The 22,142-nt window shown below is 71.9% G+C and carries 17 protein-coding genes; 7 read left to right on the top strand and 10 right to left on the bottom strand.

Annotation, left to right across the window (positions count from 1 at the left end):
- Positions 1-22 precede the first annotated feature (22 nt).
- From IPJ59_RS19890 to IPJ59_RS19870, 5 genes are all read right to left on the bottom strand, one after another.
- Positions 23-1,498: a hypothetical protein gene (locus IPJ59_RS19890; RefSeq protein WP_293272900.1), complete on the bottom strand. Its 1,476-nt coding sequence runs from the start codon at positions 1,496-1,498 to the stop codon at positions 23-25.
- 60 nt (positions 1,499-1,558) lie between these two features.
- Positions 1,559-2,536: a hypothetical protein gene (locus IPJ59_RS19885; protein ID WP_293272899.1), complete on the bottom strand. Its 978-nt coding sequence runs from the start codon at positions 2,534-2,536 to the stop codon at positions 1,559-1,561.
- Positions 2,537-2,617: 81 nt separating this feature from the next.
- Positions 2,618-3,682 (bottom strand): SWIM zinc finger family protein, encoded by a 1,065-nt coding sequence (locus tag IPJ59_RS19880; RefSeq protein ID WP_293258038.1) that lies wholly within the window; start codon positions 3,680-3,682, stop codon positions 2,618-2,620.
- 4 nt (positions 3,683-3,686) lie between these two features.
- Positions 3,687-6,329: a DEAD/DEAH box helicase gene (locus tag IPJ59_RS19875; RefSeq protein ID WP_293258036.1), complete on the bottom strand. Its 2,643-nt coding sequence runs from the start codon at positions 6,327-6,329 to the stop codon at positions 3,687-3,689.
- A 322-nt stretch (positions 6,330-6,651) separates the two neighbouring features.
- Positions 6,652-7,842 (bottom strand): hypothetical protein, encoded by a 1,191-nt coding sequence (locus tag IPJ59_RS19870; RefSeq protein ID WP_293272898.1) that lies wholly within the window; start codon positions 7,840-7,842, stop codon positions 6,652-6,654.
- A gap of 210 nt (positions 7,843-8,052) precedes the next feature.
- Between IPJ59_RS19870 and IPJ59_RS19865 the strand changes: the two genes are divergently transcribed.
- The 3 genes from IPJ59_RS19865 (at position 8,053) to IPJ59_RS19855 (ending at position 11,287) form a co-directional block, all read left to right on the top strand.
- Positions 8,053-9,066, top strand: a complete 1,014-nt coding sequence (locus IPJ59_RS19865) for a hypothetical protein (protein ID WP_293272897.1) — start codon at positions 8,053-8,055, stop codon at positions 9,064-9,066.
- Positions 9,067-9,152: 86 nt separating this feature from the next.
- Positions 9,153-9,719, top strand: a complete 567-nt coding sequence (locus IPJ59_RS19860; RefSeq protein WP_293272896.1) for a hypothetical protein — start codon at positions 9,153-9,155, stop codon at positions 9,717-9,719.
- Positions 9,720-9,742: 23 nt separating this feature from the next.
- Entirely contained in the window at positions 9,743-11,287 is a 1,545-nt protein-coding gene (locus tag IPJ59_RS19855; RefSeq protein ID WP_293258028.1) for a phytoene desaturase family protein, read from the top strand.
- A gap of 1 nt (position 11,288) precedes the next feature.
- On the opposite strand, the gene IPJ59_RS19850 is transcribed toward IPJ59_RS19855, so the two are convergent.
- Genes IPJ59_RS19850 through IPJ59_RS19840 form a run of 3 tightly spaced genes read right to left on the bottom strand, consistent with a single transcriptional unit; the run spans position 11,289 to position 13,911 of the window.
- Positions 11,289-12,506, bottom strand: coding sequence for an FAD-dependent oxidoreductase (locus IPJ59_RS19850; RefSeq protein WP_293272895.1), 1,218 nt, complete (start codon positions 12,504-12,506; stop codon positions 11,289-11,291).
- A complete protein-coding gene (locus IPJ59_RS19845) occupies positions 12,503-13,624 on the bottom strand; it encodes an alpha/beta hydrolase (RefSeq protein WP_293258024.1) in 1,122 nt (373 codons plus the stop codon). Before IPJ59_RS19845 ends, IPJ59_RS19850 begins: the two co-directional genes overlap by 4 nt.
- A gap of 59 nt (positions 13,625-13,683) precedes the next feature.
- Positions 13,684-13,911, bottom strand: a complete 228-nt coding sequence (locus IPJ59_RS19840; RefSeq protein ID WP_293258022.1) for a hypothetical protein — start codon at positions 13,909-13,911, stop codon at positions 13,684-13,686.
- Between the two features lie 166 nt (positions 13,912-14,077).
- Here IPJ59_RS19840 and IPJ59_RS19835 point away from each other — a divergent pair, with 166 nt between their 5' ends.
- The 3 genes from IPJ59_RS19835 (at position 14,078) to IPJ59_RS19825 (ending at position 18,510) form a co-directional block, all read left to right on the top strand.
- On the top strand, positions 14,078-15,235 hold the full coding sequence (locus IPJ59_RS19835; RefSeq protein ID WP_293272894.1) for an adenylate/guanylate cyclase domain-containing protein: 1,158 nt from the start codon (positions 14,078-14,080) through the stop codon (positions 15,233-15,235).
- A 71-nt stretch (positions 15,236-15,306) separates the two neighbouring features.
- The gene (locus IPJ59_RS19830; protein ID WP_293258018.1) at positions 15,307-15,753 is read left to right on the top strand and encodes a hypothetical protein; all 447 of its coding nucleotides are present in this window, start codon (positions 15,307-15,309) and stop codon (positions 15,751-15,753) included.
- A 156-nt stretch (positions 15,754-15,909) separates the two neighbouring features.
- Positions 15,910-18,510 (top strand): bifunctional serine/threonine-protein kinase/ABC transporter substrate-binding protein, encoded by a 2,601-nt coding sequence (locus IPJ59_RS19825; RefSeq protein WP_293272893.1) that lies wholly within the window; start codon positions 15,910-15,912, stop codon positions 18,508-18,510.
- Between the two features lie 19 nt (positions 18,511-18,529).
- Here IPJ59_RS19825 and IPJ59_RS19820 read toward each other — a convergent pair whose 3' ends face one another.
- The gene (locus tag IPJ59_RS19820; RefSeq protein WP_293272892.1) at positions 18,530-20,035 is read right to left on the bottom strand and encodes a CBM96 family carbohydrate-binding protein; all 1,506 of its coding nucleotides are present in this window, start codon (positions 20,033-20,035) and stop codon (positions 18,530-18,532) included.
- A gap of 214 nt (positions 20,036-20,249) precedes the next feature.
- Between IPJ59_RS19820 and IPJ59_RS19815 the strand changes: the two genes are divergently transcribed.
- The gene (locus IPJ59_RS19815) at positions 20,250-21,515 is read left to right on the top strand and encodes a LysM peptidoglycan-binding domain-containing protein (RefSeq protein ID WP_293272891.1); all 1,266 of its coding nucleotides are present in this window, start codon (positions 20,250-20,252) and stop codon (positions 21,513-21,515) included.
- A 65-nt stretch (positions 21,516-21,580) separates the two neighbouring features.
- On the opposite strand, the gene IPJ59_RS19810 is transcribed toward IPJ59_RS19815, so the two are convergent.
- Positions 21,581-22,114 (bottom strand): hypothetical protein, encoded by a 534-nt coding sequence (locus tag IPJ59_RS19810; protein ID WP_293272890.1) that lies wholly within the window; start codon positions 22,112-22,114, stop codon positions 21,581-21,583.
- Positions 22,115-22,142: the final 28 nt, after the last annotated feature.

Below are 22,142 nucleotides of genomic sequence, written 5' to 3'. Positions count from 1 at the left end.
GGTCGATAAGTGCAGCGACGGGTCAGTCCCAGCGGGTGTCGAGGGTCAGGGCGACGCGGGTGACGGCGCCGCTGGCCTGGCCGCCGAGGTCGTCGACGACGAGGTGCCAGACGCCACCCGCCGATTCGTCGGTCGGCACCGCGATGGGCTCGAGGTCGAGGACGACCAGCGGGGCGTCGGTGAGGCTGACGGAGGTGCTCGTGCCGAGGGGGTTGACCAGGTGGATCGCGACCTGGTTGGCGCCGTCCTGGGCGCGCTGGAGATCGAGGTAGGCGGCGGTGGGGACGGTGGCGACGCCGGCGACGAGGAGCGGGAGCTTCACGGAGCCGCCAGCGACGAGGGCGGTGTCGGGGCCGGCGAAGCTGCGGCGCATCCAGCCCGGGCGGCACACGCCGTCGTCGCCCTCGTTGATGCTGTCGAGGCATAACAGGCCGCTGGAGGGGTCGCAGTCCTGGTGGGCGTTGCAGGGCGATCCCTCGCCGGCGATCGGCGTCGGCGAGGCGCAGACGCCCGGTGCGAGCACGACATTGTCGGCGTCGCTGAGGATATCGATGCACTTGTGATCGGGCGCGCAGGCCAGGTCGTCGGTGCAGGGCTGGCCCTCGATCGTGCGCTCGACGCCGCAGCGGGTGAAGCTGCCGTCCTCGACGGCGCCGACGAGCGTCAAGGTGCCGGCGAAGAACATGCGACCGACGCGGGTGTCGCCGTAGTGGCCCGAATAGAGGACGAGGGTGCGGTCGGTGCCGACGTCGAGGACGGTGAGCTGTTCGAGGCCGTCGTCGTCGCTGGCGAGCAGGGCCTCCTCGACGCTCGCGGCGGGGAAGCCCATGTCCGCGCTGGCCCACAGGAGCTGCTGCTGCTCGCTGGCGTCGAGCTGCGCGGCGGTGGTGACGAAGCGCCGCTCCATCAGGGCGATCGCCGGGGCGAACAGGAGCTCCGGGTAGGTCGCGGGCAGCAGGCATACGTCGGCGAACACGAGCTGCTGGACGCGCGCGACGCACTCCGGGAGGACGGTCTCGACGAATACCTGGTACTCGAGGGCGCAGATCGGGTCGTCCGGGTGGGCGGCGCAGTGGGCGTCGTAGTCGTCGGCGACCGGCTCGGCGTCGCTGCACATCCACAGCAGGTCGAGGAGGAAGTTGTTGTCGGCGAGCTCCGGGTCGGCCTGCAACTCGGCGATGCAGGCGAGGATCGCATCGTCGATCGCCACGGGGCACAGGAGCTCACCCGGGGGGTCGCCGGTGGCGCTGGTCGCGTCGCTGGTGCTGGCCTGGCCGCTCGTGCTCGCGGCTTCGCCGGTGCTGGTGTCGCCGGTGGGGACGCCGGTGGTGTCGCCCGTGGGGCCGCTGGTGGGGCTGCTGGTGGGGGTCGTGTCGCTGACGTCGTCACCTGCCGCTCTGGTGCTCGCTGTGTCGGCGGGGAGGGTCCCCTTGTCGGTGCAAGCGGCGAGGGCGAGGCCGAGGGAGAGCAAGTGAATGCGTGCAGCGCGGGGTCGCATGGCGAGGGTGCCTTTAGCACGGGCCGCGGGCGCGGTCCCGCGGAATCATCGCGGCCACCGTCACGGTGGGACGCTGCAGATGCCCACGTGCGAATATTCGGGGTCAGGGTCAAACTGCCATGGCCACGGGAGACAGACCTGGCCCGCACCGGGGCAGTCCGGGGCGCCGAGATCACAGAACGGGACGCAGCATTGCGAGTCTGCGCCGTCGCATTCGATCGCTGCGCTCTTGAAGGTGCACGCGAGCCCCTCGGCGCAACCCCACCCGGCGCAGGTCTCGAACAGCCCAGCCGGATCCGGCGCGGATTCCCCGCAGAAGAAGGACAGGTAGTCCGGGGTGCACACCTCGCCGCGCGGGCATGCCGGGGCCAGGGGATCGCAGGTCTGCAGGCACCACAGCGAGATGCGCCCGCTGTTGCATGCGTAGCCCTCGGGGCAGGCCGGAATGCCGTCGATCAGGGTACAGAATTGCCGACACGTGCCGGCGAAGCACTGCGAGCCGACGTCGCAGGTATCGGCGTTGATCGCGTGGCCGTCGCCGTCGACGATGCACGCGAGCAGCTTCTCGCACGCCGCGCCAGGCGGGGACGCGTCCTCCTGGACCGGCACGCAGCCGGGCGTCGTTCCGTCGTAGATCTGATGCACGCACTTGAAGCCAGACGGGCAGTCCTGGGCGTAGATGTCGCAGCCAGTGGCGTTTGGATCGACGGGTGGGAAGCAGTACTGTTGCGGGCTGTACGGTACGTCCACGTCCTCGGACGGGTCGACGCAGCGCCAGCCATCGGGGCAATCGAGCTCGGACTGGCATGGCGCGGGCGGACACGAGGGGAGCGGGTCGCTGGTGGTGGTGGTCGGCGTATCCGTGGTGATCGCAGCCGTGCTCGTCGAGGACGCCAGGTCGGTGACGGCGCTGCCGGTGTGGACCGCGGTGGTGCTGGAGTTGGTGCCCGAGGTGGTGTCGGGATCGCCGTCGGGCGTGGATGCGGGCTTCACGGCGCACGCGGCGAGGAGCACGAGGACGCCGAGGGATCGAGACACCGGCGGATCGTTGCATGTTTTGGAAGAATACTCAGCCCGGGCCACAGGCGGCGACGCCGGGCCCGCTGGGGCCAAATCGCCTCAGCGCTCGAGGAACTCCGCGATCTTGCGGCTCGCCTCGGGCGTGCGCTCGTAGGTGTCATCGCGGTCGGTCTTGCGGAGCACGCCGCTGCGCAGCCAGGCGTCGATCGTCCGCGGGGAGATACCGATGACCCGGAGATACTCGCGGCGGACCTCTGACTGCAGGTTCGGCGGAGCGCCAGCCGGCACCGGGGGGGTGGACGCTGGCGGGGCGGGCTCGGTGGTCGGCAGCGGCTCGGTCGGCGACTCGGTCGACGGCACGGCGATCGTCGTGCCGTCGGCGATCGCTGCCTGCCCGCGTGAATCGACGAGATCGATGCCGAAGATTGCGAGGTCGTCGACGAGCCGACGCCGGTCGGTGGCGAGCGGCGGGATCACGAACGTGGCGGCGGCCTGCAGCTCCTTCGCGTCGATGCCCCACAGGGAAAACAGCTGCTCCGGTTCGCGGTCGAGCAGGACCCCGAAGGCGTACACGGCCGCGACGATGTGCTTGCAGCGCGGGCCGTCCGTGCAGGTGCATTCGCCGTGGAGCTGGGCCGCGCTGGGGAACAGCCCGGGGCCGCCGCCTTGGATCGCGCGCTGGGTCGCGATCCGCGGGTCGGTCCCCGTCGGCGCGATGCGGGCCTGCTGCACGCGCTCGAGCGCGGCCTGCATGTCCGCCTGCGGTGGCAGCAGGATCTCGACCTCGACGCGGTAGCGGCTGGTGCCCAGCACCGTGGCGACGAGCCGGCGCGGTCCGACCTGGAGGTCCTGCACGGCGCCGCTGAGGAGGTAGTCGATGCCACCCTGCAGGCGGGCTGCGCTCGCGTTGCAGTCGCCGACGCGGGCGCACCACGCCTTGGTCAGCGGCTGACCGCCGAGATCCGCCTGGCGAGCGCGGATCGGCCGCGGCGGCCGGGCGAGCGCCATCACCACCTGGTCCAGGGGATCGCCGAGCAGCTCGTCGAGCTCGCTGAGCTCGTCGTCGATGTCGGAGCCGCCGAACAGATCGTCGTAGGCGTCGAAGGCGCCAAAGACGGCGCGGGGCGTCCAGCTGCGGCGGGAGGTGCTCTTGCGGCGCGCCATGGGCTCAGTCCTCCGCCAGCGCTGCGCGCAGATCGAGCGAGACGACGCGCAGCAGTTCGTCGGTGCTGAGCTCGGTGAGTCGGTGCTCGCCATCGTCGGCGAGGACGCCGTCGGCGAGGCCTTGCTTGTCGCGGAGCATCGCGTCGATCTTCTCCTCGAGGGTGCCGCGGCACACGAACTTGTGCACGAGCACGTTCTTGTGCTGGCCGATGCGGTAGGCGCGGTCGGTCGCCTGGTTCTCGACGGCGGGGTTCCACCAGCGGTCGAAGTGGACGACGTGGCCGGCGGCGGTGAGGTTCAGGCCGGTGCCGCCGGCCTTGAGCGAGAGCACCATGAAGGGCGGGCCGTCGCCCTGCTGGAACTCGGCGACCATGTCGCTGCGGCGGGCGATCGGTGTACCGCCGTGGAGCACGAGGCCGGGGCGTCCGAATGTGGCCTCGAGCAGCGCCGCGATGGGAGCGCAGACCTCGCGGAACTGGGTGAATACCAGCACCTTCTCACCGACCTCGGCCAGCTGGGCGCACAGCTCCTGTAAGCGGAGGAACTTGGCGCTGTCCTCGGGGACATATTGGCCGTCGCCGCTGTAGTGCGAGGGATGGTTGCAGATCTGCTTGAAGCGGGTCAGGTAGGCCAGGATGACGCCGCGCCGGCGGATCCCCTCGAGGCTCTGGACCTCGCTGGCGAGCGCGTCGACGGCCTTCTGGTAGAGCGCCGCTTGCCCGCGCGTGAGGCCGCAATAGACCTGCAGCTCGGTCTTGTCGGGCAGGTCGGTGATGACGCGGCGGTCGGTCTTGAGGCGGCGCAGGATGTACGGGCGGACCAGGGCCCGCAGCGGCGCGAGGCCGGCGTGATCGGAGCCGAGGCGGCGCACGAAGGCCTTGAATTCGCCGGAGGCGCCGAGCAGACCGGGGCTGCCGAAGTCGAACAAGGACCACAGATCGGTCAGCGAATTCTCGACCGGCGTACCGGTGAGGATCAGGCGGTGGCGGCAGTGCAACGCCTTGACGGCGTGGGTCTGCTTGGCCTGGGCGTTCTTGATCGCCTGGGCCTCGTCGAGCACGACCAGGCCCCACGCCTGGTCCTTGAGCCAGGGCTGGCGCTGCAGCGTGGCGTAGGTCGTGAGCACGACGTCGACCCTGGCCTTCGGGGCGTCGCCGTCGTTGACGCTGCGGTGGGCGGTGTAGACGCGCAGGCTGGGGCCGAAGCGCGCGAGCTCGGCGCGCCAGTTGCCGAGCAGCGAGGCCGGCAGGACGATCAGGTGCGGGCCGGCGACCTTGTGCTTGCGCATGAGCAGGAGCAGCGCGATCACCTGGATCGTCTTGCCGAGGCCCATGTCGTCGGCGAGACAGCCGCCGAGGCCGAGGCGCATGAGCAGCCACAACCACGCCACGCCGTCGCGCTGGTAGGGTCGAAGGGTGCCGTGCAGGGCCGGGCCCGGGTCGGTCTCGGGGCTGCCACGCGGGCTCTGCAGCTCGGCCAGCATGGTCGCGAGCCACGGGCCCGGGGTCGCCACGGTCCACGCTGCCGGGGTGGATTCGGTCAGCGAGCCCCGCGGAAGACCGGCGAGCAGGCGCATGCCCTCGGCGAAGGAGATCTGGCCGCGGCCCGCGGCGGCGGCGATGCTCTGCCAGTGGCGCAGCGCCTCGGCGTGGCGCGCCGGGTCGAGCTCGATCCAGCGGCCGCGCAGGTGGTGGAGGCCCGCGGCGCCGCCCATGAGGGCGCGCCACTCCTCGGGCGTGAGCTCGTCGTCGCCGAGGAAGTAGCGGAGTCGGAAGTCGAGCAGGGCGCCGATCCCGAGTTGTGACCCGTTTGGAGCCCCGCTTGGAGCCCGTTGGGTGGCGCCGAGCTCGACCCGCACCTGCGGGCTCGGGGCCTGCTGATGCCACCAATCCGGGACGCGGATGCGCAGCCCGCTGTCCTCGAGCTCGGCGGTGGCGCACAGCAGGGCGTGCGCCTGGGCGGCGGTCCACGCGACCGGGTGGTAGACCTCGCCGCTCTCGACGAGGGCGCGGATGATCGGGCTCAGCGAGGCGGCGCGGCGCAGCGGCGCGAGCAGGCGCTGCCGGGCCTGGGGGTCGTCCACGTGCTGCTGCAGCGCCGCGGCCAGGGGGACGTGCAGCGTGCGTCCGTGCGGGCCGCGGCCCTGTGCGACGGTGACGAGGAACGCGAAGGGGTAGGCACGGTCGTGCTTGCGCTCGGCGACGTGCAGGTACATGCGGTCCTGGTCCGGGTCGACGCCGTGACGGCGGAAGAAGGCCTCGCGGGCGGCATCCGGGCGCGCGAGCTCGCGGCGCGCGGCGTGGCAGACCTCGTGCCACGCGCGGAGCAGGGCGCGCTCGCTGAGCCCGCGGCGGAGCGCGGCGGGGGCCGTGGCGAGGAGCTCGGGGAGCACGCCTGGCCCGGGTTCGCCGGGCGTCGCCTCGCGCGGGTGGGCCGCGGCGAGCTCACGCAGCGCGGCGCGGGCGAGCGCGCGACCAAACGCGAGATCGTCCGGGAGCGGCGCGGGCGATCGCTGATCGTCGGCCACGGCGAGTCGCAGCAGCCGCTCTCCGGTGGGCGTCTCTCCGGTCCGGGCCTGCCAGCGGAGCATCGTGATCTCCTGCTCGCCGTCCGCGAGGACCAGCAGGTGGCCGTCGCGTGCGAGCACGAGAGTCGCGGGTGTCGCGGGTCGCGGGTGGACGAGCATGAAGGCGCCGGTGGGCCACCTAGCACATTCCGTGTCGGCGTGGCCAGCACCGTCCGGCGGGCGCGCGCTGCGGGGTCCCCCATCGGACAGGGTTTCGGACAGCTTGCCGGTCTGGTGTACGCCCACGCAGCGGCCGCGCCTGGTACCGCGCGATCGACCGCATGACGGCGATCGCTGTGTCCTCGATTGTGGCGTTCTCGTCTGGTACCTCGCCACCGAGCCAGCCGGACCGCACCGGTCCGTGCGACGTCGTCCGCGCCGCCGATCGCCTAGATCCCGTGTGTCAAGGTACAGGGTGCGCCGGGCACGGTCGCAGCCGCAATATCTCGGTCCGCGTCGCCAGCGTGATCTCACCGCCGTCGCTGACGAGCGGCGGCCCGCGGAGGAGGTGGTCGGGGAATTGATGCACGATGGTTCGCGCCCCGTCGGCGGCGAAGCGGACCAGATCGTGGCCATCGGTGGCGAGCACGCTGCCGTCGGCCAGGGCGACCGCGCCCCCGTCGGGCGCGAGGCAGCCAGTCCAGTGAATCTCGCCACCTTGGCCCAGGCAGAGCAAGCCTGCGGGCGCGCGCACGAGCACCTGCCCCGTGGGCAGGAGGAGCGGGGGCTGCTGCGTCCGATCATAGGGAGCGGGCAGCGGGAGACGCAGGGACCGCTGACCGTCCCACGCCACGATCCACAGCGCACGGGGCTCGCCCGGCGCATCGACGATCAGATGCAAGACGCCAGCGGCGTCGACGCTGAGCGCCACGGGCTCGCCGTGAAATGTGAGCACGCGGACAATGTCCAGCGATTCGTCGACCCGGTGGATCTCGCCCGGAAAGGCGATGGCGAGCCCCTGCGCCCACGCGGCCGCGGTCCAGCCGAGCGCCTGCCAGAGCAGGGGTGACGTCATTCCCGGCGCGAGCTGGCCGCTCGGGCGCACCTCGGGCACTGGCCCGACGGTCAGCGCCTCGAGGCAGCTGAGCTTCGGCTCGAAGCTCCCGCTCGCCGGGCGTGAGCGCTCGCTGCCGAGGAGCAGCAGGGAATCGCCGACCCGGGCGAGGAATGTGCGCAGGAGGTTCGCGTTGAGATAGAGGGGCGACCAGAACACCCGCTGCCCGGCGTCGAAGTGCAGACCGTCGAGCTGGCCCTGGGCGTCGGGCTGGTAGAGCAGCGGGAGCAGCGGATCGAGGGCCCCGTCGCCCAGCCCGCGCAGTCCCCGGGCGACGACCTCCCCGGTGGCCGCGTGGAGCAGGGTCCAGACCATGCTGCCCATCGCATAGATCCGGTCCCCCGCGGCGAGGACCGAGAGCACCTCCATGGGCGCATCAGCGACGGTGCGCGTGAACAGCAGGGCGAAGGGTCCAGGCGGACAGGCAGGCGCCGGCGCTGCCGGCGGGCCCTCGCGCCGCGGCGCATCGTGGATCGCCACGGGCGCGGGCAAGCTCACCGGGTTGCTCCGCGAGCGGCGAAACACCAGGACGCGGCTCACGGTTTCGTCGCGCTGCGGTACGGGGCCAGGGTGTCCTGTCATTGCCCGATATGTCAACTGCTGCGACGAGGTCGCCGATGTTCGGTTGCGAGGGCCCCAGATCGCGCAGATCGGCAGATCGGCAGATCGGCAGATCGGCGGGTGCGCAGCGCGGGCTCGGTGAGGCCGTGACTGGGCAGGCCGGTGGTGAGCATCGTATGCTGGCGGGCGATGACCTGCCGTCGACCTCGTCGTTCACGCGCGTGGGCTGCCTGCGCGTGGGCGCTGGGGTCGGCGCTGCTGGGCGGATGTGGCGGCGCCGGGTCGGGCACCGGCGTGAGCGGCACGAGCGAGGCGACGGTGGCGTCGACGACGGAGGACGGGCCCGATGTCGGCACCGGGGCGACGAGCGAGCCGACCAGCAGCAGCAGCGCCGAGAGCACGAGCACGACGGCCAGCAGCGGCACGACGACCAGCGGCACGGGCACGACGACCAGCGGCGGCACGACGACCAGCGGCGGCACGACCGACAGCACGGGCACGACGGGGCCCGTCGCGGTGTGTGGCGACGGGGTGGTGCAAGCGGGCGAGGTCTGCGATGACGGCAACCAGGACGACAGCGACGCGTGCCTCGTCACCTGTTCGCCGGCCAAGTGCGGGGACGGCGAGGTGCAGGCCGGGGTCGAGGCCTGCGACGACGGCAACGCCGACGACCTCGACGCCTGCAGCGACGCGTGCGTGCAGGCGAGCTGCTTCGACAAGATCGCCAACGGCGGCGAGACGGATCTCGACTGCGGCGGCGCGTGCAAGCAGGGCTGCAAGTTCGGCCAGGGCTGCGCGGTCGACTCCGACTGTCAGGCCAAATCGTGCGAGGGCGGGACCTGTGCGAGCGGGCTGACCCTGCCGGACTGTCCGGGCGACCCCGACGTGACGGCGGCGATTGTCTTCGCCGCCGTCGTGGCGCCGCGCTGCGGGCCCTGTCACGTCGCCGGGCAGAGCGCGGGCGGGCTCAACATGCTCGACGCGGCGACGATGCAGGCGAACCTGGTCGGCGTGAAGGCGCAGACGGCAGCGATGCTGCGCGTGACCCCCGGGGACCTCGACCACAGCTACCTCGTCTACAAGCTCCTCGACCTCGCGTACTACGTGACTGGCGGCAGTGGCGAGGGCATGCCGCTCGACGGACCGCTCAGCGACGCCGAGCTGTGCGTGGTCCTCGACTGGATCTCGTCCGGGGCGAAGTGAGGCGATACACCGCGCTGGACCCGGTGCCGCGGGTCCCGCGTCCAGGAGCGGGCGCGGACGGGGTGGAATTTCCTGTACACTCGCGCGTGCTGATGGCCCAGGACGATCCCGATCTCACGGATGTTGTGCGCTGGGTCGAGGCGCTCCGCGCTGCGTATGCGCGCTCGCTCGAGGATGGGGTGGCGTGCTGGCGTCGCGCCGAGGCGGCGGCGGCGGCGGGCGCCGTGTCGGCGACGGCGCTGGCCCAGGCCGCGTTGCTGGCCCTCGAGACGATGGGCCCCGCCGACTCGATCTCGCTGGGCATGTCGGCCTGCGAGGCGCTGCGTCGACACGGCGGGGCGGGCGAGCTCGATCGGCTGCGGGCCGTGCGGGCCACGCTGCCGGCGCGCTCGGGCCTGCGCGACTGGCGGGCCGAGGCCTCGCGCGCCCAGGCGGTGATCGAGGCGCGCGCGGCGGGCTGGTGCACTTGCGCCGCCGAGGCCGCGTGCGGCGCTGGGGTTTATGGCGAGCAGTGGCGAATCGAGTCCGAGCGCGTCGACGCCGAGCAGTATTGCGTGCACATGGTCGTCCGCTGCACGGTCTGCCAGAGCGAGTGGCAGGTGCGCCAGGACGACGGCTATCACTATCCGATCTTCGCGTGGAGCCGGGCCTGAGGCCGGGTCCCAGCGATACCGCCATGCGCAGCGAATATCTCATCGTTGGCAGCGGCATCTCGGCCCTCGCCGTGGGCGCGCTGCTGGCGAAGGCGGGGCGCTCGGTGCGGGTGCTCGAGGCCCACGACGCGCCGGGCGGCTATGGCCACACCTTCGCAGCGGGCGGCTATCGCTTCAACGCCCAGCTGCACTACGTCTGGAACTGCGGCCCGGGGCGCTCGGTGCGGCGCGTGCTCGACAAGCTCGGGCTCGCGGAGATCAGCTTCGAGTCGCTCGATCCCGGCGGCTTCGACCGGATGCACATGCCCGGCCACGAGCTGGCGATCCCCGCCGATATGGAGGTCCTGAAGCAGCGGCTGGCGAGCAGCTTCCCCGCGCACGGGCGGCGGCTGGCGGCGTTCTGCGACGAGGTGCGGCGCACGGCCGAGGAGCTGGACGCGGTGCCCGCACCGTTGACGCCGCTGACGCTGCTGCCACGACTGCATCGCCTGACGCGGGTGCTGCGTTACCGCAACGCCACGCTGCAGGACGTGTTCGACGGCTTCGGCCTGCCGCTCGCGGCGCAGACGCTGCTGGCGCTGCAGTGGCCCGATTTCCTGGCGCCGCCGCGGCGGCTGTCGTTCTTCGCCTGGGTGATGCTGTTCGTCGGTTATCAACGCGGCGCGTACTACCCCACGCGGCACTTCGAGCACGTGATCGACTCGCTGGTCGGGGTGATCCGCCAGTGCGGCGGCGAGGTGCTGCTCGAGCACCGGGTCGCCGAGTTCGTGATCGAGGGTGGGCGCGTCGCGGGGGTGATCGCGGAGCGGCTCGGCTCGCGCGGCGGCTCGCGCGGCGAGTTCGTGCGCCACGACGGCGACGCGATCGTCTGCAACATGGATCCGCGTCAGGCGGCCACGATGATCGGCCTGGAGCGGTTCTCCCGCGACCTGCGAGCTCGCCTCGACTACGAGTACAGCCCCTCGAACTTCATGGCCTACTGCGTGATCGACGGGGTCGATCTGCCCGCCCTCGGGTTCGGCAAGTGGAACACCTTTCACACCGAGATGGAGGATCTGAACGCCTGCTTCGACGCGATGCTCACGCGCGGCGACTATTCGCGGCCCAGCTTCGCGCTCACCACGCCGAGCCTGATGACGAACGATCGCGGCGACTGCCCCGAGGGCAAGAGCATCGTCGAGCTGCTCACGGTGGCCGACTACGCCCGCTTTCGTCACATGCGCTTCGCCAACCTCAAGACGTACAACGCCAAGAAGCTCGAGATCTTCGACGAGCTGTGCAAGGTCGTGGAGCGCAGCTACATCCCCGACTTCCGCGAGCGCCTGTGCTTCAAGATGCTCGGCAGCCCGACCACCAACGAGCGCTATTGCCTGTCGCCCTTCGGCCATTCATACGGGTCGGACATGACCCCGGCGCAGATCGGGTCGCGCCGCCTGGGGCACGACAGCTCGATCGCCAATCTCCACTTCTGCAGCGCCTCGGCGGGCTTCGCGGGCTTCGCCGGCGCGTTCTGGACGGGGGCCACGCTCTACGAGAAGCTGACCGGCGACCGCGTCCTGGCGCGCTGATTCACAGCCTCGCCGCCGCCGCCTGGGCCGACTGCCACGCGCCCTCGTGGAGCCCGTCGTACAGCCACGCGCCGGCGAAGAAGGTGTGCCGCGCGCCGCTCATCGCCTTGATCGCGTTGCGGGTGGCGACCGCCTCCGGCGTGTAGCGCGGCGTGCGGTGCTGCTGGCGGTGCAGGACCTGCGCCTCGGCGATCTCGGGCTCGATGCCGAGGGCCAGGAAGTAGTGGCGTCCGTGCGCCGCCGGGATCTCGCACAGGCGGTTGAGATATGCGTTGTAGCCCGCGGAGCCGGGGCTCTTGAGCAGGTCGAACTCGGAGTAATAGCTGCGGCGGCGACGCGTATGAAAGCCGGTGTCCGCGTGGACGATGGTGGTCGCTACATTGGCCCGCCAGGGGGCGAACCACCGGCGCTCGTCCTCGTGCGCGTCGGCGAGGACGCCGAGCACCTCGTCGGGGGTGGTGGCGACGATGAGCGCGTCGTGGCGGAGCTCCTCGCCGCTGGCCAGGCGCAGCTGCACGCCGTCGCCGGTGCGGGCGGCGCGGACGCGGGCGTCGGTGTGGACGTGAATGGCGCGGGTGGCGACGATGCGCTCGATATATCGGTAGACCCCGCCGCGCACGGAGGTCCAGCGCTGCGGCGCCATGAATGATGCGAGCGTGGGCATCGCCAGCGCGGCGGCGATGCCGTCGATGTCCGCGTAGGGCTGCGAGTACGCGTATACCATGAGCAGCCGGCACCACTCGGAGAAGGCGTCGCGGCCGAGGAATTCGCCGAGTGAGCGCCCCGCGAGCTCGCCGCGCGCGCTGCGACGCAGACGCAGGAGGCCGAGCGCGCCGGGCAGCGATCGCAGGGCCCAGCGGGCGCGCTGCGGCCACGAGGCGTGGATCTCGTCGAGGACGCCCGGCGAGTTCCACGTACCCCGGCCATCGAGGGACAGGCTGCTGCAGCCGGGGGCATCGACGAGATCGACGCCGAGGGCGGAGAAGAATCTGTGCAGCCCGTGGAAGCGATCGCGGCTGAACTCGATCACGCCGGCGTCGAGGTGCAGGCCCGCCGCGGCGAGGCGCGTCGCGGCGGGGGTGTCGACGTTGCGGCCGAGCGTGCGGATGTTGCCGCCGAGCACGGGCTCGCGCTCGAACACGTGCACCTCGTGGCGGTCGGCCAGGAGCCACGCGCACATCATCCCGCTGGCGCCGCCGCCGATGACCGCGATCTTCATCGCCCACCCGGAGCTGCGGCGACGCTGGCGAGGAATTGCGAGAGCCTGCGCTCGAAGCCGGCGGGGTCGTGGTTCCACAGGCCCAGGTGCTGGGCCCCGGGGACGACCTCGATCGTGGCGTTGCCCTGCTGCGTCAGGGCCGCGAACACCGGGCGATTCGACTCGGCGGAGATCGTCGAATCGGCCTCACCGTGGAGCACGAGCATCGGCACCGTGACATCGTCGACCGCGGATAGATAGTCCATCGCCGCCCAGTCGAGCCCGAAGCGCCAGGTCGAGAGGAGAAACCCGAGCTCGGCGAGAAGCCCCGGCACGCCCATCGCGTCGGAGGCGAGCCTGGACTGGCGGCCGACGTCCAGCGCGGGCGAGTCGAGGAAGATGCCGCGGACCGCCTTCGCCTGCGCCGAGCCGTGCTCGAAAAGCGACAGGGTGATCGCCCCGCCCATGCTGCCGGCGGCGAGGATCACGTCGGCGGCGCCGCGGGTCCGCGCATACGCGATCGCGGCCTCGAGGTCCTCCCATTCGTCGGCGCCGAACTTGGCGATGCCGTCGCCGCGCGGGGCGCCCGGGTCGTTGCGGTAGCTGATCACCAGCGCGGGGTGACCCGCGCGGTGGGCGATGTCGACGACCCGCAGCCCCTCGCGCAGCGTCGAGCCGCGGCCGTGGGTGTAGATCAGCCAGGTCGAGCCCGGGCCCGGGACAAACCACGCGGGGTAGTCGCCGAGCGGCCCCGGGAAGCTCACCTGCGCATACTCGAGGCCGAGCCCGCGCCGCGGGTCGACCGGAAAATACGACAGGTCGAACTGCGCGAGCTCGCCGGCTCGCGGGGGCGTGCCCTCGACCTTCTCGATCCGCCGCTCCGAGACGCCGCCCTGGACGGACACCCCGGCGCGCGTGTACACCCAGCCCCCGTCGGGCAGCTTGAGCGCCAATCTCCCGAGGTCCTTCGGACCCACGTCGAGACGCGTGTCGCGGTAGCGGATCACGTCGCCCTCGACGGCGACGATCTCGAGGTCGTCCGGTCGCGGCGGCTGGGGGACCGCGAAGCCGGCGCCCACGCGCCCGGCGATGAACCACGCGAGCGCCACGCAGGCCACGGCGGCGACGCTGACCAGCACCGCCGCGGCGATCGCGAGCCGGCGGGGCCAGGGACCGCGACCAGGGCGAGCTTCTGTCCTCATTCGCCGTCGGCCTTCTCGAGGAAGATGTCGCCCTTGTATTCGACGTAGTTCAGCACGCCCGTGGGCAGGAAGCAGAGCAGCTCGCCGCCGTCGGCGACGGGCAGCGCGACCAGTCGATCGTCGTTGGTGGGGAGCGACATCCGGAGGCCCCGCTCCATCGCGAGGTCGTCGAGGACCGCGAAGAACTCGTCGCGCGTCATGCCGGCGCGGAGCAGGGTGCGCATCTCCTCGAGGCTCGGCGCCTTCGGGGCCTGGCGCGGCGCTCGGGTCAGGGCCTCCGGCGACGGCGGATGGGGTCGAAAGGCGCTACGGATCCGTTCCCACAGGCTCATGGAGTGGTCCTCCGGGGCAGTGTATCGGAGGCGTCGGCGGAGGTGCATCATCTTGCTGGTGGCCGAGGATCCGAAGTATCAGCGCATCCATCGCGCCCTCGCGCCGTTCTTCGCGATGTTGTGTCTGGTGAGCCTCCCGTTCCTCTGGATGTCCAGGCTGGCGGGGATCGCCACCGCGTTCGCCGCGATCGGCTGGCTGGTCGTGTACGGCCTGCTGCGGCTCGACCGCGTACGCGCGGCCCGCTGGCTCACCTCGGCGCTGCCCGTGCTGCACTTGCCGATGGTGGCCCTGGCGCTCGGCCGGCCCGTCGAGGCGCACCTCTATTTGCTGGTCTCGGTGGGGACACCGTTCGTGTTGTACCCCCGGAGCGAGCGGCGGATGATCGCCGCGACCGTCGTGGCCTTCGCGGCGTCGTACCTCGCCTGTGAGGTGTGGGTTTCGACGCACGCGCCGTGGCTGTCGCTCGAGCCCGGGTCCGCAGCTGCGGCGCACAGCGTCATCGTCGTCGGCGCCGTGCTGTTCGCGCTGGTGATCGCCGGGTACACCGCGGTGACCGGGTGGAACGCCGACGCCGCCCTGGCGGCCGAGCACACGCGCACCGAGTCGCTGCTCCGCAACGTCCTCCCCGCTCGCATCGCCGAGCGGTTGAAGCGAGACCCCACGGCCATCGCCGATCGTTGCGCCGGGTGCACCGTGTTGTTCGCCGACATCGTCGGGTTCACCCGGATGTCCGAGCGGATGCCCGCCGCCGAGCTCGTCGGTGTCCTCGACGAGATCTTCGCCCGCTTCGACGACCTCGCCGACGCGCACGGGCTCGAGAAGATCAAGACGATCGGCGACGCCTATATGGCGGCGGCGGGGGTTCCGGAAGCGCGCCCGGATCACGCGCTGGCCGCCGCGCGGATGGCCCTGGCGATGCAGGACGTGATCGCGGGGCTCGCCGATCGCCATCCCGGCCTGAGGATCCGGATCGGGCTGCACAGCGGTCCGCTGGTCGCCGGGGTCATCGGCCGACGCAAGTTCGCCTACGACGTGTGGGGCGACACGGTCAACGTGGCGAGCCGGATGGAGTCGCACGGCGTGGCGGGTCGCGTGCAGGTGAGCGCGGCCACGGCCGAACAGCTCGGCGCAGCGCTGCGCGTCGAGCCGCGCGGGACGATCGAGATCAAGGGTACGGAGCCGATGGCCGTGTTCCTCATCGTGCCGCCGAGCTGAGCGAGGACCCCCCAGGCAGGTGCCCCCGACATCACAGGCGGGCCGCGGCGATGCATGATACTCACCCCGCCATGCAAGAGTGGCTCTACAGGGCGAGCAACGCCAAGGCGAACTCCGAGGCGACCCGCGAGCTCGTCGACCGTTTCGGCTTCATCCACCGCAACGCCTACGCCGACAGCACGAAGACCCAGATGATCGCCAACGTCGCCAAGGTCGACCTCGGTGACATCATCCACTTCTACTTCGTCGACACCAGCGGCGGCCGCCAGATCGGGGCGTTTCGCGTGGTCGCCCCGTACCGCCACCCGAACGCGGCCCTGTTCGCCGCCGCGGTGCCCCGGACCACCTTGCGCAAGCTCGCCGCGGGCGAGCTGCGCGAGTTCCTCGTGGGCAGCGGCTACGAGCCCGACCCGCAGATCCACGAGTTCTGCGGCTGGCCCGTGATCCCCGACGAGCACCACTCGCCGACCTACGCCGCCTCGATGTTCCCCGGCCGCAACGCCCTGGTCCTGCGCTGACGTGGCACCGCCCGCGGGGGTCGCCCGGCTACCGCAAGCCGGGGCCTCGCGCAAGGCCCGGGGCGGCCCACCGGCGTCGGAGGCCCGGGCCACGGCGCGTCGGCGCTCGCGTGCTTCGGCGCGGCGACCATCGCGTTTGTGTAAGACTCGGCCGCGATGGTCGACACCGGAGCGATGGGGCAGGACCCGGACGAGCGCCGCATCGGCAGCGTGCTCCGTGAACGCTACCGCATCACCGGGGTGATCGGCGCGGGCGGGATGGCGACGGTGTACCTGGCCGTCCACCGCAACGGCAATCGGGTGGCGCTGAAGATGCTGCACCCGGAGCTCAGCCGGCAGGCGGCGCACCGCGAGCGGTTCGTGCGCGAGGGCTACGTCGCCAACAAGGTCGAGCACCCGGGGGCGGTGCGGGTGCTCGACGACGACGTCGCCGACGATGGTTGTCCGTTCCTCGTGATGGAGCTGCTGATCGGCGAGTCGCTCGCGGCTCATCTGCGCCGCCGCGGGCGCCTGGCGCCGCGCGAGGTGCTGGCGATCGGACACGCGCTGTGCGACGTGCTGGCGCGGGCCCACGCGTGTGGCGTGGTGCACCGGGACATCAAGCCGGACAACCTGTTCCTGACGACCTCCGGCGAGCTGAAGGTGCTGGACTTCGGCATCGCCCGGGTCGTCCAGGAGGGCCGCGAGTCGGCGACGCGGACCGGGCACATGCTCGGGACGCCGGCCTTCATGCCGCCGGAGCAGGCGTTGGGCCGCCGCCACGCGATCGACGGGCGGTCGGACCTGTGGGCGGTCGGAGCGACGATGTTCACGGCGATCGCCGGGCGTCCGGTCCACCAGGGCGACGCGCCGGAGGAGGTGATGGTCCGCTCGGCGACCGAGCCGGCGCCGGGGCTCGCGAGCGTCGCGCCGGAGGTGCCGGCGGCGATCGCCGCGGTCGTCGATCGGGCGCTGGCCTTCGCCCCGGACCAGCGCTTCGCCGACGCGGCGGCGATGCAGGCGGCGATCGCCGCGGCCCACCTCGCGGTGTTCGGCGCGGGGATCGAGGCGACGCCGCGGCCCCGCGGCGAGCCGACGACCGTCACCGAGCCCATCGCCACGACCGACACGCTGCCGTCGGATCCTGGCCATGCGCGCACGCTGGCGGGCACGCGCCCACCGTCGTCGCAGACCGGCGTCGATGCGCTCGGGGCGACGCGCGTCGCGGTCCGACCGAGCACCGTGAGCGGAGCAGATCGGGAGCTATCGCCGCCACCGCCGCCGCGACGCTCGCGGGCGCGGGTGCTCGCCGCGGCCGCGGTGATCCTCGCGGTGAGCGCCATGGGATTCGCCGCGTGGCGAGCGAGCGCCGGGTGCACGACGAACGCCGACTGCGCTGGCGGCGAGGGCCCGGCGATCTGCCGCGCCGATCAGGGCCGTTGCGTGCCGCTGACGACCGGGCTGTGCCGGGTGCTCGCGGACGACGACGCGGTGACCCGCGATGACACGCTGTGGATCGGCGCGATGTACCCGGAGCACGATCAGAGCTCGGACTACGGGCGTGAGGCCGGTCGCCTGCTGGAGCTGGCGCAGCGCGACTTCCAGGGCCTGACCGGCGGGTTGCCGCCGAGCCGGCCGGGCGGGCTGCCGCGGCCGATCGGGGTGATCGTCTGCGATGATACCGACGAGTATGAGGCGAGCGCGGCCCACCTCGTCGACGAGGTCGGGGTCCCGGCGATCCTCGGGTTCGGACGCAGCAAGGAGGTGCTCGACCTGGCGAATCGTCACTTCGTGCCGAAGGGGGTGCTGGCGCTGGCATCGAACACGGCGGCGATGCTGTCGAGCATCCCGCACCCGCAGGGCGAGGTCCGGCTGGTCTATCGGGTGACGACGAGCACGGCGCTGCGGGCCCCGCCGTCGGTCGCTCTGGTCCGTCAGGCGATCGAGCCGGGGCTCCGCGATCCGGGCGGCGCGCTCGGGCCGGACGGGACGCTGCGGGTGGCGATCTTGCAGTCCAGCGAGGCCGCGGGCACGAGCTACAGCGACGCGCTGCTGACGGAGATGAGGGCGACGCGCCCGGGCGGCCGCGAGGACGTGCGCCCATTTGTGATCGCCGACGACAGCGCCGTCGACCCGGCGCCGCTCGAGCGCGTCGCCGCCGAGGTCGCCGCCTTCGCGCCCCACGTGGTGTTCGACGGCGGAGCGCCCTCGCAGCTGCTCGCGCACATCGAAGCGGCGTGGCCTGGCGAGCCACGCCCGCAGTACGTGTACGGCGCCCGGGACTTCTCGACGGTGCTCGAGCTGGCCCGCGCGCACCCGGACTTCAGCGGCCGCTTCCACATGATCTCGAACCGCGACAACCCGACCCACGCCAAGGTGCGGGCGCACTACATGGCGATGTTCGGCGACGGCGGGGCCGAGTTCTCGCCGACGCCCTACGACGCGTTCTATGTCCTGGCATACGCGGCCGTGGCGGTCGGCGACGGGCCGCTGACCGGTCGCTCGCTGGCCCGGGCGATGCCCCGGCTGGGGCCGCCGGGCGTGGCGATCGGGGTCGGGCCCGCGGACATCTATCCGGCCCTCAAGGCGCTCGGCCGCGGCGACAACATCGATCTCCAGGGGACCCGGACCTCCCTCGACTTCGATCCGGAGACCGGCGACGCGACCGCCGACTTCGCGCTGTTCTGCATCGACGCCGCCGCAGGTCGGATGCGCGAGACGAACGCCCACTACGACGCGGCGAGCCGCAGGTACACAGCCCCGGCTCGCTGCCCGTGACGGCCGCTCGCGGGGCCCGTCAAGCCCTGGCGCGACGACGTCGGCGCCGCGCCAGCGCGAGCCCGGCGAGCGCGAACAGGGCCGGGCTCCCGCCGCCGGGCGTGTTGCAGCCGCAGCCCGCATCGCCGTCGCGCGGGCCCCCGGACAGCGCGGTGCCGTCGTCGGGGCCGGCGGAGCCGATGCCGTGGGTCGTGCCACCGGTCGATCCGTCGCTGTCACCCGAGCCGTCGCCGCCGCCCGAGCCGTCGCCGCCGCCCGAGCTGTCGCCGGTGCTGCTGTCGTCGGTCCCGCAGCCCTCGTCGGTGTCGCCGTCGCAGTCGTCGTCGATCCCGTTGCAGATCTCCTTGGCGCCGGGGTTGACCTTCGGATCGCCGTCGTCGCAGTCGGGGCCGTCGTTGACGCCATCGCCGTCGGCGTCGACGATCACGTAGTCGAGCTTGAGATAGGCCGCGTCGGCGGCCGAGCCCTCCTTCGACCAGAAGTGGGTGCCGTTGCCGTCGGTGGGCGGCGAGTACACCGCGTACGAGACGGTGCCGGAGCCGGCGAGCGGGGAGGCGAGCTCGACGGAGACGAGCACGTCCGCCGCCGCCGGGCCGATGCGGCCGAGCGAGGGCGCCTCGAAGGCCGGCCGGGTGTTCCAGGTCATCGTGCCCTCGGACCACGAGTTGTCGGTCACCGCGTGCACCTCGCCGCCGTCGCCGTCGGACGAGGGTGCGGTGCTGCTGTGCATGAACAGCCGGGTGCGCGTGACCTTGCCGTCGATCGGGGGCACGTTGAACTTGAGGTACGCGGCGGTGCCGTCGTTCTCGACCGCGAGGTCGGTGATGTCGGGGAACACGACGGCGGGCCAGCCCGGTCCGGTCGTGACGTCCTCGATCACGGGCACGGTGATGCTCATCATGTCGCTGGGCATCTGCTCCCAGCAGACCTGGTCGTTGCTCGCGGTCGCGTTGACGATCGGCCAGGTGCTGCCGCCGTCGGGCAAGAGGAAGATGAGGAGATTGATCTCGTTGACCGCGTTCGCCTCCGGGTTGCCGCCGAGCGCGTCAAACTGGTTGTCGCCGCACACGAGCGAGTAGCCGGCGTCCATGGGGTTGACCCACATCTTCACCGTGCACGCCTCGCTGCCGTCGACGAAGACGGTCGCCGACGCGTTGGGGTCGGCCCAGTTCTCGCCGCAGACCCCACCGCAGCAGGAATTGCCGTACTCCATCTTGAGCGTGCCGGCCGGGTGCGCGTCGTTGGGCGGATCGTCGGGCCCGTAGACCTTGATGCCCATGTCAGCACCCGTCGCGCAGCGGGTGTCGCGAAACTGGGCCAGCGAGCCCTTGGTCCCGAAGAAATCGCCCGGGTTCACGCCGACGACGTCGAAGGTGAGCGTCACGTCGGTCGAGGCGCTGCCGGCCTCGGCCATCGCCTGGTTGAACTCCGCGACGGTGCCGCAGACCTGCCCGGCCGCCGCCGTCGCCGGCATGAGCCCGATCGCGAGACATACGGGGGTGAGAGCGAATGCCGCGCGGTGCATCATCCTCGGAGGATAACATCGGGCCGCGCGCATGAGCGGGATCGAACGTCAGGGCAATTTCTACGTATCACATGCGGGATCGACCTCAAATACGCGGTCGCTGGCAAGGGTACTGGCGCCGCGACGTCGAGCCCGGCACCGCCCCGCTGCAGCGATTCGCAGATATCGCGCGTTTTTTGCGGCCCTCCGCGAGCTGGGGTAGTTTGTCAGCCCGATGTCGGGGGCTCTCACTGCCCTGCTGTTTCTCCTGCTCGAGGTCCTGAGCGCCGATCCAGCGGCGTCGTCGACCGGAGCTAACGGCGATCCAGCGTGCGATCGCTGGCGCGAGCAGACGACCTTGCTCGACCAGCCCGGGTGGATCGTCCACGTCGTCCGGCCGCGCGAGCGCGTCGGGCAGATCGCCGTCCGCTACGGCGTGAGCCGCGATGAGCTCGCGGCCTGGAACAGGCTCCCCAACCCGCGTGCCCGGGTGCGCGCCGGGACGAAGCTCAAGGTGCTCACGGATCGGGTGCCGCCGCCGCGCGAGCAGATCACATATACGGTGGCACCGGGCGACACCTGGACCGAGGTGGCGATCCGTCACCGCGTGGCCCCGGGCGACCTCAAGGGCTGGAATCTACGCAGCGCAGGGCGCCCGCTCGCGGCCGGAATGCACCTGAAAGTATGGATCGATCCCGGCGCCCCACGGACCGTCAATTGCCGCCGCGGCGAAGCGCCGTCGCCGATCGAATTCCGCAAGGACGCCGAGAGCCGCGGCAGCCCGTCGAGCGGGCGGCTGCTCCACGGGATCCTCCTCCCGCTCTCCGCGCTGTGGCGGCGCGGCAAGCAGGACGAGCTGTGGGCGAGCTCGCATACCCTGGCGACGATGATCGAGGCATTCACCCGGCTCCGGGTCGACAGCGGCTACGACGGCGAGGTCTTCATCGCCTCGATCAGCAGCCGACGGGGCGGTAAGTTCAGGCCGCATCGCTCGCACCGCACCGGCCTCGACATCGACATCCGCCTGCCCCTCCTGCCGACGGTCCCGATCGAGACATACCCGACCCCGGACACCGTCGACTGGCCGGCGCTCTGGGAGCTCATCGAGGCCCTCATCGACACCGGCGAGGTGTCCGTGATCTTCCTCGACCAGCGCCTCCAGGAGCACCTCTACTGGGCCGCGCGCTGGGACGGCAAGACGCCCGAGGAGCTGGCACCGATCATTCACTGGCCGCGCAAGGATCGGATCTGGGAGGTGATCGTCCGTCACGCGCGCAACCACAAGGGGCACATCCACGTGCGCCTCCTGTGCGGCCCCGACGAGGCCCGCTGCACGCCCCGACGCGACGAGACCCTCGCGCGGCGCGGCTGGATCGAGCCGCGCCCGAGCGGCAAGGAGTCGCGCGAGGGAGCCCGCGCGCGGCGAGAGGCGTGGGTCCTCGCGCAGCGCCAGGTCGACGGCGCAAGCGACAGCGGCGGCCCCGGCGACGACGCGCCCTGATCGGCCCTTCGCGTGGGACGCGTGCGCCGTATCGTCGGGCGGGCCCCGGGGTCGACGGCGCGGTCTCAGGGGACCGCGTCCGGGATCTCGTGGATCTCGAGGCGTGCGACACCCAGCCGGAGGCGGCGGGTCCCTGGGCGGCGCTCGATGATATTCCCGGCGTCGTGCACCCCCGCGGCGGCGAGCTGGCGCCGGACGCGATAGATATCAATGTACAGTCGGCTCGTGTCGGTGCGCATCTGATTGAGCAGCACCTCCTGATGGACCCAGCCCTGCTCGTCCGGGGGCAATGCGCGCGAGGCGAGGCGGATCCGGGCGAGCAGCAACAGCACATAATGGTGCGCCCGCGCCTTGAGGTCGATGGTGCCGCCGGGGTGGAGCGCGCGCAGCTCGATGTACTCCTCGTCGTGGCTGACGCTGAAGCACAGGGAGAGCGCGGAGATCGTGAGCTCGGCCCGGTTGTTGCCGGCGACGTCTGCCCCGGCCTGGTCCGGGCCGGGCGCAAGCTCGGCGGGGCTGTCGAGCCGGCGCCAGTTCCCTGCGCTGGACCCGGCCCGCTCGAGCTCGGAGGAGACGCGCTGGGCGAAGAGATTGGCCACCGATTCCACGCGCGCGGGGTGACGGATG

Origin of the sequence: Nannocystis sp. (assembly GCF_016714285.1) — a bacterium.
Classification (GTDB): domain Bacteria; phylum Myxococcota_A; class Polyangia; order Nannocystales; family Nannocystaceae; genus Nannocystis.
Note: the sequence above shows the minus strand (reverse complement) of the source record. Positions and strands in the feature narration are given on the sequence as shown.